We start from the raw sequence: 15,845 nt of genomic DNA, 5'->3' as shown, positions 1-15,845 counted from the left end.
GGGCGCCTGCACGTCCAGCGGGAGGGCGAGCGGCACGGCAAGTCCCCTTGGATCGAGCTGGCCCGACTAACTCACGTCCAGGTCGCTCGACGGAGAAGCAGAAGCGAATCGGTGGGCGCCTGCACGTCCAGCGGGAGGGCGAGCGGCACGGCAAGTCCCCTTGGATCGAGCTGGCCCGACTAACTCACGTCCAGGTCGCTCGACGGAGAAGCAGAAGCGAATCGGTGGGCGCTAGCACGGCAAGACCTTGGCCATGTTGCAACAAGGCGCTAGGTCGTCGTCCCATAGGCCACTCTTTGGCGTGCCCTGGGCGGCTGTGCCTTGAGCTTCGCCGAGCCATCTGCTGGTACTGGACTAGCCAGCAACCTCCGCACCACCCGTCATGAACCAGTTTCTTGACGGTTGTCGCTTTGTAGGAATAGAATGCCGTTTATTACTGGCCTAAGTTATGCATCTAATTTTCTACACCGAAACTCCTCGGCGGTCTGAGGACTGCCCCGACAGAGGCTGGACCTTGCGCGGTCTTCGAGTTCATGTCTGACGTCATCATCGCGGCGATTGTCGCCGGAGTCGCCAGCGTCGCATCGGCCTTGATCTCGAAGAAGGGCGAGGGCCGCAATGCTGACTCGTCGGCTGCGGATAGACGGCACCTCTTTGGGCTTTCTCGAAAGCAATGGCTCGTTTCCTTAGGTGCCGGCGTTGTTTTCTTCGCGGCCGCGTGGATTGCCCAGGGCCTGTTTCTCGATCGAAATCGCTCCCTCGAGACGCCTCCGTCGGTGACGGAACTCGCCGAGGCGGACCGGGCGATTGCCGTCCTCTCCACCGGCGATGGAGGGTCCAGTCAGTGGGAAGCGATTTTCGTCGATGGTCAGGCGATGGTGCTCGAGGAAGACGACGGTGGCGGCCTGGAGATCCTTCCGAGAATCGACTCCGGCGATCCCGCACGAGTGCACTTGACCTTCCGCCTCATCGACGGCACTTCGGGAGAGCGCACACCGCTCAATACCCGACTTTCGATGACTGCAGGAGATGATTCCGAGTTGAGACTGCCGGACGACGACGAGCCACTCAGCATCAAAATCGTGTCGATCGTGCGCGCTACGACCGAAGATGCCTAGGCGATTGTTCATACACAACATATTGACATTTTCAAATTTTTAGGTCATAATTAACGTGCTTTTTCGGAGTGAAAGGAGGGTGCTCATGAGGCCGACGATTGCCTTCGTCTGTGCTCTGGCGGTGGTATTGCCCGCAGTCGCCGCCGGTACCGAGGATTTCGATACGCTCGTCACCTTACGAGTGCAGTATCAGGGACACATCGCAGAGGTCCAGGTCGTTGCGGGACAAGCGGCCACCGTAGGCAAGTTGGAGAGTCCCGATCGCTACTACACCTTGACCCCTGAAGTCACAGTTCCCCACGACGGCAAGTCTCCAGTCCGTCTCCAACTTGCAGAAGTGACTCAAGTCGGCGCGATCTCTCATACCCTTCCCGTTGAGAATTCTCCGCTTCGTACCGGCCGCATTTCGACCTTTCTGCGAGGCGACTCCCCTCTCGACGTCGAACTCGTCGAGACGAAAAAAGTTCCTCCGAACGGAAATCTTCGCCCGATTCGGTGTTGCATTACCTGCGACGGCGTGACAGTATGCGGAAGTTGCATAGACTCGATCTGCGGGCGCTGCTGCGTCCGGTGACCAGGGGAATCCAACGATGAAAATCAATGCATCGAGAGGCATTTTTCTTGCCCTTATCTTTTCCGCCCTGGTCATCGGGGCCTTCGCCGTCAGCGGTAGTACGAAGCTAGATCAACCGTGGTTCGCGGGAGTCAACACGGGTGGCAAAGACGGAGTGTGGATCGAGATCGATCCGGCTGCTGCGCCGCCGTCGCGAGTGCTGATCGTAGAAGGACAGTTCGCCACGGTACAGATGAAGCCGGGTGGGCCGGTACTGGGGATCCGGGCGGCGAATTTCGGCCTACGGGGTGATTCGACGCGGCTGGACTTATTCGAGATGGACAGTCTCGCGGCGCTGGATGCGCGGCCTAGTCAGCGGCTGGAGTCCGTGGAGCTGACCAAGGGCGGCGGGGCGATTCAGGTTTCCAAGGCGGCCCGTCATGTGGGTCAGGATGGCCTGACCGTCGATTTCGTGGATACCTACCTCGTTTCGCGATAGCCGGCCCGACCAGGGGTGCCCTCCCACTTCCCCTCAGGTCGACCCTTCGTAGAACCTCCCCCGACAGTAGGTGGAACTGCCCCCGACTCAGGGGGCGGATGCCCAGGCTCCTTCCTGGTACTGCCTTCTTTCCCCTGCAAAGCCCTCGATTTCCCTCGCGGGCGGTTGATGGGATCTGACGTCGTGGTCCTGTCCTTGAAATGCCCCGATTGCGGCGAACCGACCTCCCGTGCGGCGGCTCGCTGTGTTCACTGCGGGTTCCTGGTGGCCGGAGAGGGTCGCGCCGCAGCCGAGGCCCTGCCCAACGCCCACTCTGAGACGGCAGATCAGCTTCGGCGGGAGACTCTGGAGATCGAGGAGCGGTCGCGCGTTCGCCGGATTCGCAATGCAGTGGTTGGTGGCCTCGCCGGATTGCTGGTGGGACCGATGGTCGGGAAGTTCTTCGCGGGGATCGTGGATCTGTTCTTGGGGACGTACTACGGCACGCCGGGTGCCGTCTGCGGAGGTTTGCTCGGACTGACCCTGGGAATCTTCTTCGGTCGAAAGTCGATGTAGGCGATTCCAGTGAATCACGGATCCCGTGATTCTGTGATAAGAATCACGCATGCGAAACGTCACTGTCTCTGTACCCGACGGGGTCTATCGCCAGGCCAGAATCAAGGCGGCCGAGCAGGGTCGGTCTTTGAGCGCCCTGGTGGCTGAGTTCCTCTCTAGCCTGAGTGCGGCCGAGGACGAGTTCGACCGGCTCTTGCTGCAGCAGGATGAAGTGCTTGGCGAGATCGTGAATTTCCGGGCCTCGGATCGCCTGGATCGTGACCGGCTGCATGACCGTGCTCTTCGTTGACACCAACATCCTGCTCTACGCGGTTTCAACGGTTCCAGACGAGGGGGCCAAAGCCGCGGTCGCGCGCGAAGTCCTCAGGCGCCGCGATCTGGCGCTCTCTGTCCAGGTGCTTCAGGAGTTCTACCTACAGGCAACGCGAGAGAGCCGCCCGAATCCTCTACGCCACGACCAGGCTGTTCGGCTCGCCGAGGCTTTTTGTCGCTACCCCGTCCAAGAACTCACCCTCGAGGTGGTACAGGCTGCCTTCGTGACCCGCGCCCGCTGGGGGATCTCCTACTGGGACGCCGCGATTCTGGAGGCGGCGCGATCGAGCGGCTGTGACGTCGTCCTTTCCGAGGATCTCACCGACGGCGAGGACTACGGCGGTGTCCGCGTTGAGAATCCGTTTCGTGCTGTCCGCTGAACGGCACCCTGATGGGACAAGCTAGATCACCCACCCAACATGCGTCGGCGCTATGTAGCCCGAGGGGGAATTGAGTTCAGCGTCGGTTGGTAGGCCTTTCGACGAGCGTGCCCGCTCGCCATTCTCCTGCCACCTGCTAATCGAGGTCCGGTTTCCACATCCAGACGGTCTCGCCGGCGTCGCGGTCGTCTTTCACCAGGACTTTCGCTGCGGCGAGCTCGTCGCGCAGTTCGTCAGCACGGCTCCAGTCTTTGCTTTGGCGCGCTTCTTTGCGCTCGGCGATCAAGGCTTCGATCTGCTCGTTGGTGAGCTCGGCATCGTCGGGACGGATGTTCAGTTCTTCGGGCTCGATCGTGAGCAGGCGCAACCCGAGGACCAGGTCGAAGGTTCCGACGAGGCGAAGTTTGTCCAGGTCGCTGATCTCTGGGTCGGCCACGACGGAGGTCAAAACGGCGATGCCTCTTGGGGTGCCGAGGTCTTCGGAAACCGCTTGATCGAAGCGTTCGAGTGCCTCGGCGGCACCGCCGTCGAGTTCCTGTTCGTAGAGTTCGCGCAGGTAACCGAAGGAGCCGCCGGTGGTCGATTCGGCTTCCGCTGAGAGGTCGGCAAGTTGGCGGCCCTCGTCCCCCGTTCGCTCGAGGAGGCCCCGGAGACGGCGGACGATGCGGTCGAAACCGGTGCGGGCGGCGACCAGTCCTTCCTTCGAGAACTCGAGCTGGGTGCGGTAGGTGGCCTGGAGCAGAAAGAAGCGGTAGACCAAGGGATGGACGCCCTTGTCGAGCAGCGTCTGCAGGCGCCAGAAGTTGCCCTTGCTCTTGGACATCTTCTCTTCGCGCATCACCAGAAACTCGCAGTGCAGCCAGTAGTTGACGCCGCTGCCGTCGTCGTTCTGGTAGCCCTGGTTCTGGGCGATCTCGTTGCAGTGATGGACCTGTCGGTGGTCCACCCCGCCGGTGTGGATGTCGAAAGGGAAGTCCAGGTATTTGTGGCTCATGACGGAGCATTCGAGATGCCATCCGGGGAAGCCGCGGCCCCAGGGACTCTCCCACTCCATCAGGCGTCGCTGGTCTGGTGGGGAGCGCCGCCAGAGGCAGAAATCCCACGGCTGCCGCTTGTCTTGATGGGCTGCCACTCGGCTGCCGTGCTGCTGCGCTTCGAGGTTGAGGGCTCCCAGGGCCCCGTAGTCCGCCACCTTGCTGGTGTCGAAGTAGAGGCCGTCTTCGATCTCGTAGGTCAGTCCCTTGTCGGCCAGATCCTGGACGAAGGCGATCATCTCCTGAATGTGCTCCGTCGCGCGCGGATACATGGCCGCCGGGCGAATTCCGAGCAGCTTCAGGTCGGCGAAGTAGGCATCGGTGTAGTAGTTCGTGATCTCGTAGGCGGATCGGTTGGCGCGGCGGGCGGCGACTTCGACTTTGTCCTCGCCTTCGTCGGCGTCGCTGGTGAGATGTCCGACATCGGTGATGTTGATGACGTGGACGACATCGAAGCCCTTCCACTGTAGGACTCTGCGCAAGGTGTCTCCGAAGACATAGGCGCGCAGGTTGCCGAGGTGGGCGTAGTTGTAGACCGTCGGGCCGCAGGTATAGATGCGCACACCGTCCTCGCGCAGAGGCTCGAAGGGCTCGAGCTTGCGGGTCATGCTGTTGAACAAGGTGACCTGCGATGCATCCGTCATGGCGCGCGAAAATTCCTCTCCGGTGGGATGGTGATGTATCGAGCTTCTTCGGACCGCAGGATGAGGACGGCATCTGCGTGGTCCCCCTTCGCCGCCGACCGTTCCGGCTCAGGCGCAATGGTATCTAAAAAGTTTGACCGATCACTTCGAGATCGTTCCGGTCAACAAAAGGGTCGATCGGTCCGAACCCTTGACCAGCCGCTGGCCCCAAGAGGTTCGGTGAGGGACGTTCTTTCGCAGTAGAGCGCTCTGCTCCAGCAGAAGGCCCTGCCGGCGCCAGGCCTCCTTGAACTCCTCACCGGAGGCCATCAGGTCGAGGGGTGGCATACCAAGACGCTCCCGATAGTCGTCATCCTGGAACACGGAGTAGTTGACCAGCGCCGTGAACCGGGCGCCGGGGCGGGCCAGGCCGGTGAGGCCTTGGAGCAGCCAGGGCTCGGCGGCGACGACGCCGCGCAGCAGAGAGCCCCAGGGAAAGTTGATGGTGACGTGGCTCGCCAAGCCGGTCAGTTCCGGCGGCAGGTCCTCGGCCGAGGCCACCACGAATAGGGCGTTGGCGGCGCCGCCGCGGGCGGCCTTGGCGGCAGCGCGGCGGGAGGTGTCGCGCATGGCGTCCTGCACCGCGTCCAGGCCGATGGCCAGGGTCTCCGGATGGTCTCTCGCCCAACCGAGGACGAACCGGCCGTCGCCGGTACCGAGATCGACCAGCACCTCCTCAAAGGGCGCGGCCCGTTCGGTGACCTCCTCACGGTCCATCAAGTGGACCTTCTTGCCGACGACGACCTTCATACTCGAACGTCAATCCTCTCCGGCGACGGATTCGTCCGCCAGCCGCTGGACCCATTCGTAGGCGCGGCGGCGCGGCCAGCCGGTCTCGGCCTCCAGGGCACGGCTCAGACTCCGCACTGAGGCGCCTCCTTCGAGCAGCGCGCGCAGCAGGGTCGCCGGCACGTCGCCTTCGTCCGAGCGATCTCCGTCCACCGCCACGATCAGCGGATCGGCCGCACGAAAGCGGGCGAGATCTCCGGCATCCATGGCGCCGGCGCTGCCGCGCAGGTAGCGTTCGTCCCGGCTTCCCCACCCCTGGGCCAGACAGATCGATCGATCGCCGAGGGTCTCCAGCACCGCCGCGCACACCGCTTCGGCGGAGATCTCGACGCGACGGAAGACACAGGGCGTCGGCGACCGCCCCATCCCCTGGAGGCGGCGCCGAAAGCGCTGCGGACGCCGTTGCGGCTGCTCCTCGACAGCCCAGTCGGTGCCCTCGAAGGCGGCAACCCAGAGGGTGGTGAGGGACGGCGCCACGCCGCCGAGCGGGCTGACGGGGATGCCGGCCTGCACCGCCTGCCGAACGAATGGCCGTAGACCGGCGTCGTCCGTATCCGGCACGACCACGGCGAGCCTTTTCCCGGTCTTCAAGCGTTCGAGCAGAGCGCCCCTTTTTCGCTCGGCAAACGGCAGGCCTTCGGCCGGACCTTGCAGTTCCGCGATCAACTCAACGAGATCATTGGGATCCGGCGCGGCCAAGGCGTCCACCGCCCGCAGGCGCTCGGCAGGTTCGGGAGCCAGGGCCGCCCGCCTGGGATGCGGCAGAACGAGTAGGGACAGCGCGCCGGCAATGGACGGCTCCCCCACTTCTTCGATCACCACCTCCAGCACCGACTCCGAATCCTGGAGGACGGCCGCCAGGCCCCGGTCGAGGTGACTGGCGGCCCGGCTCGCGCCGCTCGCGAAGGTGTTGCCGAAGATCTGGTCACTCAGGCGGAAGACCAGGGACGGCCGCACGCCGACGAAGGGCGAAACGGTGCCCACGATTTCGGCACGATGCGATCCTTGCCGCAGGCGCATGCGCATGCGCACTCTGCCCCGCAGGCGGGCAACGGCAAGGGGATCGAAGTCCGCCGCCACGCCGACCACGCACGTCGCCCGCGGAGTGATCTCGGGGTCGCGAGTGACTTCGAGGGTTTTGTGGTGGGTCGCCCGGATATTGGAGTGTCCGCGGCAGCTAAAGCGCACGATCATCGTTCACTCCGCCGCGGGAAAGGCCAGCAGGGCGAGGTATTCGACGTTGCCCTTGCCGCTGCGGGATCCGCCGCCCGCAATGGGAGAGCGGACCGTCGAGAGCACCTCGACACCGCTGTCGCCGAGTTGCCCGACCACCCGGCGGAAAATGCGTTCCGACTCCTCCGGCGGCAAGACGCCCTTGCGGAGGAGCTTCTTCTCGTCCGGCTCGATCTCGTAGTGCGGCTTGATCAGCGAGATGTGGCGCCCCCCCTGGCCCAACCAGCGGCGCGCCACCTCGACGGCGACCGACTGGCGGGTCCAGGAGAGGTCCGACACCACCAGATCCACATTCTCATCCGGCGGTGGGGCGTGGAGAACGTTGGAGCGCTCACGCACCTCCACGCGGCCGTCGATGCGCAAGGAGTAGTCCAGCACCCCGTAGCCCGTATCGAGGGCGATCACCCGCCGGGCGCCGCGCTGCAACAGGCAGTCGGTGAAACCTCCGGTGCTACAGCCGAAATCGGCGCACAAGAGGCCTGCGACGCTCAGCTCGAAGTGGTCGAGGGCGTGGTCCAGCTTGAGGCCACCTCGGGAGACGAATTTGCGCATCGTGGAGGATGCAATCTACCAGAGGCGCCGCCCGCTGCCGAAGGTCCGGCTAGCGGTCCAACACGAACTCCCGGTCGCCGCGCCAGCCGTCTTCCGCATCGCCCGAAAGGGTGACGATGCCCTCGGTGCTGATAGTCTTCGAAGTGAGCTGTAGCTAGCCCCCTTTGATCCGGCGGCGCCGGGCCTGCAACGGAATTCTGACGAGCGAGACCGCCACCATGACGAGGAGGGAGCCAGCGCCCCGAGCGGGTCACCGAATCCTGTGGACGGACGGGCTGCTTTCCGTTTTCCTGGCCGTCCTCGCCCTCTTCCTGGCCCTCCCTCGCACAATGCTCGGCGGCCTGCGGCGGGTGCCCGGCGACTGCGGCGACAACCGCCTGAACCATTTCCTCCTCGAACACACCTGGGGCTGGCTGACCGGCGAACCGCGGCACGAAGTGCTGTGGGATCTACCGATCTTTTTTCCGGTGGGCGAAAATAGCTACGCCTACACAGACTTCCTACTCACCTTCGCCCCGCCCTACTGGCTTTACCGTGCCCTCGGGGCCTCGCCGGACAGTGCCCACTGGGGCTGGCTGGTGACCATGCTCGGCCTCAACTTCGCGGTCGCGTTCCTGTTGCTGCGCCGGGCCGTCGGGGTCGGGCGCCTGCCCGCCGCTCTCGGCGCCTATTTGATCGCCTTCCCCATCTCCCGCCTGAATCAGATCGGCCACTCTCAGCTGATGCCGATGTTCTTCGTGCTGGTCGGCATTTGGGCGGTCCTGCGCTACGGGCAGAACCTGGTCCGGGCTCAGGAGACGGGCGACGATCGCGTGCGCCGCCGGGCCATAGGGGTGATGGCCCTAGCGACCGTCGCGCAGCTCTACGGAGCCTTCTACACCGGCGCTTTCTGGCTGCTGAGCCTCGCCGTGCTGACGCTCTGCGCCCTGACGATGGGCGCCTTCCGGCGACCGCTGTTGCAGTCCCTCCGGCGCGATGTCGGGTATCTTCTCGCCGGGGCCGCAGCCTCGGCCCTGCTGCTCGTGCCCTGGATGCGTCACTATCTGGCCGCGGCGTCGGAGGTCGGCTACCGCTCTTGGGACGCCATCGCGGGCTATATCCCGCGACCGATCAGTTGGATTTTCGTCAGCCCGTTCAGCGACATCTACGGTTGGATGATCGAGGCGCCACCCTTTTCGTGGCTGGGCGCGCCGCTCGAACAGGCGATCGGCATCGGTTTCGTCACCACTCTGGTCACCCTCGCGATCTACTGGCGCTCTCGTCACCTCCCGGCGATGCAGTTGCTCGCCGTCACCGGGGTGGTTCTGGTGCTCTCGACGACGCTTTTCTTCGGCCACAAAGCATCGATCTGGCGAGTCCTCTTCGAAGTGGTGCCGGGGGTTTCGGCAATGCGCGCCGTCAGCCGCATCGGCATGTTCATTCTGCCCTTACTGGCGGCCTTCGCCATCGCCTGGCTGGTGGATCGGGTGCGCGGTCGAGAGCGCCTCGCCGTCTTCGCAATCGCACTGCTGTGCTGCCTGGAGCAGAAAGGCACCGCGCTGACCTCCGACGCCCTGCGCGAGGGGGAGATGGTGGACTCCATCGTCGCTCGGATCAATCCCGAGGTCGAAGCCTTCTACTTGACCCAGAACGGCGGCCACGCACCGAACTGGCTACTCCACATCGACGCCATGTGGGCCGGCGAGCGAGCCGGAATTCCCTCCGTCAACGGCTACTCCGGCCAGATTCCGCCGGACTGGCCGGACGATCTCTGGCCGGCCAAGACCGATCGCCGCTGGATTCGCCGCCACGTGCGCTGGACCCTGACCCAGTGGCTCGCCGAGCACGGGCAGGATCCATCCAAGGTGCAGTTTCTCCAGCTCGAACCGGGCTACCGGTCGGACGGCGGAGCGATCTGCCGCTAGCGCAAACCACAGCGCCGGCTGCCGCCTTTTCGGCACTCGGCTCCGAGCCCGTAAGGCGAGGCGGCGCCCGAGGCGCCGTGGATGGGGTGAGCCCGAAAAGTCATGACTTTTCGGGCGAGGGGGCGCCTAGCCCCCTGGCAACAAAAGCTAGCAGGGAAGCTGAAATCCTAGGCCGAAGGCCTGGTTCAGCCACCTGCTAGCGCTTGCCCTTGAAGAGCTTGAGGAAGAAGATGCGAGCCGCCACTTCGCCTTCCGCCGGGCCGTCGAGGGCGTAGCCGACTTCGAAGTTGACCAGCATCTGCCAGGGCAACGCCACCGTGCCGCCGGCACCGATTCCGGCCAGCAGCTCGCTGTCGAGGCCGACGTCCTCGGAGGTCGCCCACACCGCGTCGCCCTCGACTTCGAGGCGCAACTGGTCGCCGGCATTGAGGCCGTAGGAGAGGTGAAGGGCCTGGCCTTCTTCCGCCCGCACCAGCCCGCCCGGATAGCCGTTCAGGGAGATGTCGCCGAACAAGCCGAAGTCGTAGCGCGAGAAGCGGTCGAGGTTCTCGCCGTCGAAGTGTTCGATGCCCACCGAGAAGGCCTTGAAGGTCGACAGCCAGAAGGTCTTCGAGAGGGAGGCCTGCCAGCGGGCGAACTCCTCCTGATCCGGATCGAACTCGTCGTTACCGGGAAGGCCCCAGAACTCCCAGTCGGCGCGCCGGTTGAGGCTGCCGGACAGCTCGAAGTTGTAGCCGCCGCGATTGAAGAAGAACTCGAGTTGGCCGGTGTGGGTGAGGGTGTCCTGGGGCAGCACAAAGCCCTCCGCCGTGTCATCCGCTTCGCTGAAGCCGGTCCAGCCCAGGCGGTAGGTGAAATCGACCTTCGAGTACTTGCCGAGGGGGCGGCCGAGGAACAGAGATACGGCGCCGCCTCGGCTCTCAATCTCCTCTTCTTCCACCTCGCGGCCGTCCCGGAAGAGCTCGTCCCCGGTATCGATGAAGAAACCGGTGGCGGCGGCGCCGGCGTTCCAACGACTCCCGAAGAGCTCCGGTTCGGCCAGGTTGACGTTGATGAAGGGACCGGCGAAGAAGACATTGAGCTGGTTGCCGCTGTCTTTGAAGTCGAAGTCCAGGTAGTTGAGGCCGGCCAGGGGCAAGGGAAAGTCGACGGTGCCGTCCCAGAACACGCCACCGACCAGGAACAGCCGGCTGGTCTTCTGCTCTTCCTCGACGTAGCGGTTACCCTCCTGGTCCTTGCGCAAGTAGCGCAGGCCTTCGGCCGTGTCGCGCACCATGGTGAAGTCGGAGGCGCGAGCCGCTTCCCGCGCCTCGTCGAAACCCTCGCCGTTGATCACCAGGGCCGAAAGCACCGTTTCGCGCTCCAGGGGCACGGTGGCGGAAAACAGCGACAGGGTCTGCTGGCTGACAATGCGAAGCGGCAGCACTATGGCCTCACGGCCCCAGGCGGTGGCGGCACCGTCTTCGCCGATGGGCGAAAAGTAGGTGGTCTCCTCATTGGCGATCACCTCCCCTTCCAGGCCGAGTTGCGAGGCGCGGGTACGCACCCGGCTGTAGATTTCCCGATCCACCCACACGGTGCCCTGGAATAGGTTGCCGGTGGCGTCCGGATCCACCGGTTCGAAGTCCACCACCCAGCAGTCGCGGCCGTCGACCGTGTCGGTACCGCGCAGGCGGTATTCGTACTCCTTGGTAAAGCGGATCTCCACCGGCAGGGCGGCGGCCTTTTCCGGCTGGAACAACGGCAGCTCCGGCAGGCTCTTCGAGCGCCAACGCACGCCATCCACGTAAAACTCCTCCCACACCCAGTCAAAGCCTTCGCCGCGGCGGAAGAAGAAGTCGCCCGCGTAGGTTGCCTCGATACCGCCGCCACCGGGCCCCTGAACCCGCAGGTGCAAAGTGTTGCGCGCCTGGTAGCGATCGATTCGGCGGGCCTGGCGGTCTTCGAAGGCCTGCAGGCGGCGCAAGATCTCCTCCACCGGCATCTGCCGCTCGTCGGCCACCTCGATGCGCTCGTCCAGGCCCTGCAGTTCCTGCGCGCTCAAGCGGTCGACCCGCAGCACCAGCGCCGGACCGGGAGCGTCGACGGTGAGAAACAGGCGCCCGCCGCCGCGGCTTTGGTCGAACACGATGTCGTCCTCACCGGAGGTGAGATCGACGAGGCGCGGGCTGGCGAGCTGCGCATCGTCGAAGGTCAGGGAAACGGATTCGGCATCCGGCTCCGGCTCGACCACCACCCGCAGATCCAGATCTGCTCCCCGCACGAATGCCCAGGCGCCCGCCGCTCCGGAGGGCGAAGCGGCGGCATTGTAGGAGAGGTCGCCAGCGAATTCCCGCGCCAGGGTGACGAGCGGCGCCAACTCCTCTGCCGTGATCGCCGGACGATCGAACAGGGTCATCGCGGCGCCGGCCACACGACCTTCGGCAGCCTTCGCAAGGACCTTTTCCGGAGCCGATGGCCAGGACACCGCATCCAGCACCAGCGGCACGCCCGGATCCAATTCGGCCAGCGCACTGGCCGCCACCGCAAGATCGCCGCCCGGCCTGAGCGCCACGGTGTCGACGTAGGCCGCGACGTCTTCGCCGTAGAGTGACCTGAGGGCGTCCGCACCGGCGGCGAGGGGGCCGACGGCGAAGCGAGCGCCGGGAGCGGCACCGGTCACCACCACGGCCGCGCGTTTGATCAGGTAGCCCAGATCCGCCGAGTCCGCTTCACCGGAGGAAGGCTGCCAAACGGCCTGAACCGTCAACCCTGTACCGCGACCGGCGGCGACCAGGGCAGCGAGGGAGCGGATTTCCGCTTCGAAACCCTCGAGGTTCTGGCGGATTGGCCGCGGGGTGCGAAAGATCACCCGCAACCAGGGCCGCGCCCCGGCCTCGGCGAGGGCCCGGGCGGCAGTGCCGTCGCCGGATCCGTCGAGGACGGCGGACCAGGCCACGAAAAGCGGCTCGTCCTCTGCCAGTGCGGGGCCGGCGGCAAGCAAGTCAGCGGCCGCCCGGGGATCTTCCACCTGAACTCCGGCACAGGGTGCGCAGTCGAAAGTGGTGGCGGAGATCGATCCCGTCGAAAGAAGAAGCGCCGGACCCAAAGCCAAGAGGGCGGGAAGGCGGAATGGAGCAGGTGAACGTCGATTGGTGAACATCGCTACCCTTTCAGTGTGGTGTCGCGCCGGATTTCAGATCTCGGATGGCAGGGCGTCGCCACGCGCTGGTTCGCGCGTGACGGCCGCTAGTTTAAGACGTTCCGCGAAGCGTTTCGATAGCAGGGCGTGAGCCTGCCCCGAGCGGGCGGCGGCTCCGAGACGACCGCTGCCCCTTGACCCGCCCGTTGAACTCGAATACATTGCGAATCACTCATCGAGACCGGCAGAGGGAAAGGCCCATTGACGCCGGGGCAACCTTTGGAGTTCACCACTCCGAAACGGTGCCAAGTCCTACGGAAGCCGATCAGGCGAACCGAGAGATGAGTTGCCGCGGCATCGCCCACGGGCGGAAGGAAGCGGCAGCGAACCTCCTTCAGGCCTTCGATGAGCGACATCGAACGAGGAGGAATCGCCGGTGCTTTCATCCCCAACGCCAGCCAGCAACGTCAGTGATCGTCCGCTTCCCGGACACGGCGGAATCCCGCTCCTGCGACTCCCTCTTCGATCCCCCAGCCCTCGGATCGGGCTTGTCCCGGCCAGAGTTCTCATGGACATCTCTCAACGCTTCAAGGGAGTCAACTGCACATGATCACCACGAATCTCGGATACCCCAGGATCGGCCCTGACCGCGAACTGAAAAAACTCGTCGAGGGTTTCTGGCGCGGCAAGGTCGGGCGCGACGAGCTGCTGGCCGGCGGCAAAGCACTGCGCCTGGCCGGCTGGAAACGCCAGCAGCAGGCAGGGATCGATCTGATCCCCTCGAATGACTTCTCCCACTACGACCAGGTGCTCGACCACATCGCCATGTTCGGCGCCATCCCGGAGCGCTACGGCTGGGCCGGCGGCGCGGTCGATCTCGACACCTATTTCGCCATGGCCCGCGGCACCCAGGCGGCCACCGCGATGGAAATGACCAAGTGGTTCAACACCAACTACCACTACATTTCGGCGGAGCTGGACGGATCGTTCTCCCTCACCGAGAACCGTCCGTTGACCGCCTGGCAGGAGGCGAAGGACGAGCTGGGGTTGGCCACCAAGCCGGTCCTCATCGGCCCGCTCACCTTCCTCAAGCTAGCCAACAACCCCCGCGGCCTAGCCTACGAAGGTCTGCTGGCGGATCTGCTGCCGCTCTATGCGCAAGTGCTGCGGGAGCTGGCCGCCGCCGGCGTCGAGTGGGTGCAGATGGACGAGCCCGTCGCGGTGATGGATCTCACCGCTGAGGAGCTCTCCCTGCTGACCGCCAGCTATCGCTCGTTGGCCGAGGAAGACACCCCGAAGCTGATGGTGCAAACCTATTTCGACGATCCCGCCGGCAACGGCGAAACGCTGATGAATCTGCCGGTGGCGGGCATCGGTTTGGACCTGGTGCGCGGCGCCGAGAGCCTGGCGACCCTGGAAGCGCACGGCATCCCGCAGGATAAGGTGCTCGGCATCGGCCTGATCGACGGACGCAACGTTTGGCGGACCGACCTGGACGAGGCCCTCTCCACCCTCGAGCGCATCGGCCGCCGGGTGAATCTCGATCAAGCTCACCTCGGACCGAGCTGTAGCCTCCTCCACTTGCCGGTCACCACCGATCTCGAACAGGCCCTCGACCCTTCGATCCGCGAGTGGATGGCCTACGCCGACGAGCGGCTGGACGAGATCGCCCTGCTGCGCCGGGCTCACGATGAGGGCGCCGAGGCGGTGGCTCACGACTTGGCCGAGAACCGCGCGGTGATCGACCGGCGGCGGCGCGATCCCCGCCTGTCGAACCCCGCCGTGGCGGAACGCCTGGGTGCCTTGAGCGAAAGCGACTACGCCCGCGACACGCCGGATCAGGAGCGCCTGGCCCGGCAGAAGGAGCGCCTCGACTTGCCGCTCTTGCCCACCACCACCATCGGCAGCTTCCCGCAGACCGCCGAGGTGCGCGCCGCCCGGGCGCGCTACCGCAGCGGCGAGCTGTCGGCGGAGGACTACCGGTCCTACCTGGACGACAAGTTCCGCGAGGTGATCGCCCTGCAGGAGAACCTCGGCCTCGACGTGCTGGTGCACGGCGAGTTCGAGCGCAGCGACATGGTGGACTTCTTCGCCCAACGACTGGACGGGGTGGCCTTCATCGAGGGTTGGGTGCAGTCCTACGGCACGCGCTGCGTGCGTCCGCCGTTGATCTACGGCGACGTCTCGCGGCCGGAGCCGATGACCGTCGAGGTCTCGGCGCGGGTCCAGAAGATGACCGACAAACCGCTGAAAGGGATGCTCACCGGACCGGTGACCATCCTGATGTGGAGCTTCCCGCGCAACGACATCGCGCCCCAACGCATCGCCGATCAGCTCGCCCTCGCCATCCGCGACGAGGTGAGAGATCTCGAAGCGGCGGGGATTCCGGTGATTCAGATCGACGAGCCGGCTTTCCGCGAGGGCCTGCCCCTGCAGCGCGCTGACCGGCCGGCCTACGAGGAGTGGGCGACCCGCTCCTTCCGCCTGTCTTCGAGCGGCGTGGCCGCCGACACGCAGATCCACACTCACATGTGCTATAGCGAGTTCAACGAGCTGATGCCGGCCATCTACGCCCTCGGCGCGGACGTGATCTCGATCGAGAACTCGCGCTCCGCCAGCGAACTGCTGGAGGCGTTCCGGGACTTCGACTACGACCGCGGCATCGGGCCGGGGGTGTACGACGTCCACAGCGAGCGGGTACCGGCGGCGGAGGAGATTGCCGATTTGCTGCGCCGCGCCTCGAAGGTGCTCGACGTGGAGCGCCTGTGGGTGAACCCGGACTGCGGTTTGAAGACCCGCGGACCGGCAGAGACGGAGGCCGCCTTGCGCAACCTGGTCACCGCTGCCCGCCAGGTGCGTGCCGAGCTAGCCGGCTGAGCGAGGAGCGGGAAACGGGCCTGCAATGGGGCACGAGGTGGGCGCCGCGGCTGGGTCGCGACGCCCACCGGTTGACCTAAGGCCGAGGCGCAGGGCAACTTTCTTCCCAGGTGTCCCAAAAAGGCGACTCAGCCCCACTTACTTAAGAGAGTAGGTAACAGGGCCTCTCCGGTTGTCGGGGAGCGATGCCAACCCATTTTGTGAGCGTTTTCTGAGGCACCATCGATTTCGAGGC

The 15,845-nt window shown here is 65.2% G+C and carries 12 protein-coding genes and 1 riboswitch; of the genes, 7 read left to right on the top strand and 5 right to left on the bottom strand.

The genetic code is table 11. The features are described from left to right. Positions 1 to 533: 533 nt before the first annotated feature. From AAF481_15930 to AAF481_15910, 5 genes are all read left to right on the top strand, one after another. Complete coding sequence (locus AAF481_15930; protein ID MEM7482667.1) at positions 534 to 1,118, top strand: hypothetical protein; 585 nt, start codon at positions 534 to 536, stop codon at positions 1,116 to 1,118. Between the two features lie 590 nt (positions 1,119 to 1,708). Beyond that, the gene (locus AAF481_15925; GenBank protein ID MEM7482666.1) at positions 1,709 to 2,170 is read left to right on the top strand and encodes a hypothetical protein; all 462 of its coding nucleotides are present in this window, start codon (positions 1,709 to 1,711) and stop codon (positions 2,168 to 2,170) included. Positions 2,171 to 2,338: 168 nt separating this feature from the next. Then, a complete protein-coding gene (locus AAF481_15920; protein MEM7482665.1) occupies positions 2,339 to 2,725 on the top strand; it encodes a hypothetical protein in 387 nt (128 codons plus the stop codon). Positions 2,726 to 2,774: 49 nt separating this feature from the next. Continuing rightward, positions 2,775 to 3,014: a hypothetical protein gene (locus tag AAF481_15915; protein ID MEM7482664.1), complete on the top strand. Its 240-nt coding sequence runs from the start codon at positions 2,775 to 2,777 to the stop codon at positions 3,012 to 3,014. Further along, a complete protein-coding gene (locus AAF481_15910) occupies positions 2,995 to 3,417 on the top strand; it encodes a PIN domain-containing protein (GenBank protein ID MEM7482663.1) in 423 nt (140 codons plus the stop codon). The genes AAF481_15915 and AAF481_15910 overlap by 20 nt, the downstream gene beginning before the upstream one ends. A 136-nt stretch (positions 3,418 to 3,553) precedes the next feature. On the opposite strand, the gene cysS is transcribed toward AAF481_15910, so the two are convergent. The 4 genes from cysS to AAF481_15890 all read right to left on the bottom strand — a co-directional run bounded on the left by cysS (position 3,554) and on the right by AAF481_15890 (position 7,708). Then, a complete protein-coding gene (cysS, locus tag AAF481_15905; GenBank protein MEM7482662.1) occupies positions 3,554 to 5,095 on the bottom strand; it encodes a cysteine--tRNA ligase in 1,542 nt (513 codons plus the stop codon). Between the two features lie 141 nt (positions 5,096 to 5,236). After that, positions 5,237 to 5,884 (bottom strand): class I SAM-dependent methyltransferase, encoded by a 648-nt coding sequence (locus tag AAF481_15900; GenBank protein MEM7482661.1) that lies wholly within the window; start codon positions 5,882 to 5,884, stop codon positions 5,237 to 5,239. A gap of 9 nt (positions 5,885 to 5,893) precedes the next feature. After that, a complete protein-coding gene (locus AAF481_15895; GenBank protein ID MEM7482660.1) occupies positions 5,894 to 7,117 on the bottom strand; it encodes a DUF371 domain-containing protein in 1,224 nt (407 codons plus the stop codon). A 3-nt stretch (positions 7,118 to 7,120) separates the two neighbouring features. Then, positions 7,121 to 7,708: an SAM-dependent methyltransferase gene (locus AAF481_15890; GenBank protein MEM7482659.1), complete on the bottom strand. Its 588-nt coding sequence runs from the start codon at positions 7,706 to 7,708 to the stop codon at positions 7,121 to 7,123. A gap of 218 nt (positions 7,709 to 7,926) precedes the next feature. Between AAF481_15890 and AAF481_15885 the strand changes: the two genes are divergently transcribed. Beyond that, positions 7,927 to 9,612, top strand: coding sequence for a hypothetical protein (locus AAF481_15885; protein ID MEM7482658.1), 1,686 nt, complete (start codon positions 7,927 to 7,929; stop codon positions 9,610 to 9,612). Between the two features lie 196 nt (positions 9,613 to 9,808). On the opposite strand, the gene AAF481_15880 is transcribed toward AAF481_15885, so the two are convergent. Continuing rightward, the gene (locus AAF481_15880) at positions 9,809 to 12,622 is read right to left on the bottom strand and encodes a hypothetical protein (protein ID MEM7482657.1); all 2,814 of its coding nucleotides are present in this window, start codon (positions 12,620 to 12,622) and stop codon (positions 9,809 to 9,811) included. Between the two features lie 340 nt (positions 12,623 to 12,962). Next, a riboswitch (SAM riboswitch) is annotated at positions 12,963 to 13,081 on the top strand. Positions 13,082 to 13,339: 258 nt separating this feature from the next. Here AAF481_15880 and metE point away from each other — a divergent pair. Then, positions 13,340 to 15,610 carry a 5-methyltetrahydropteroyltriglutamate--homocysteine S-methyltransferase gene (metE, locus tag AAF481_15875; protein ID MEM7482656.1) on the top strand — a complete coding sequence of 757 codons (2,271 nt, stop codon included), beginning with the start codon at positions 13,340 to 13,342 and terminating at the stop codon, positions 15,608 to 15,610. Positions 15,611 to 15,845 lie beyond the last annotated feature (235 nt).

This window comes from Acidobacteriota bacterium, assembly GCA_039030395.1.
Lineage (GTDB): Bacteria > Acidobacteriota > Thermoanaerobaculia > Multivoradales > JBCCEF01 > JBCCEF01.
Note: the sequence above shows the minus strand (reverse complement) of the source record. Positions and strands in the feature narration are given on the sequence as shown.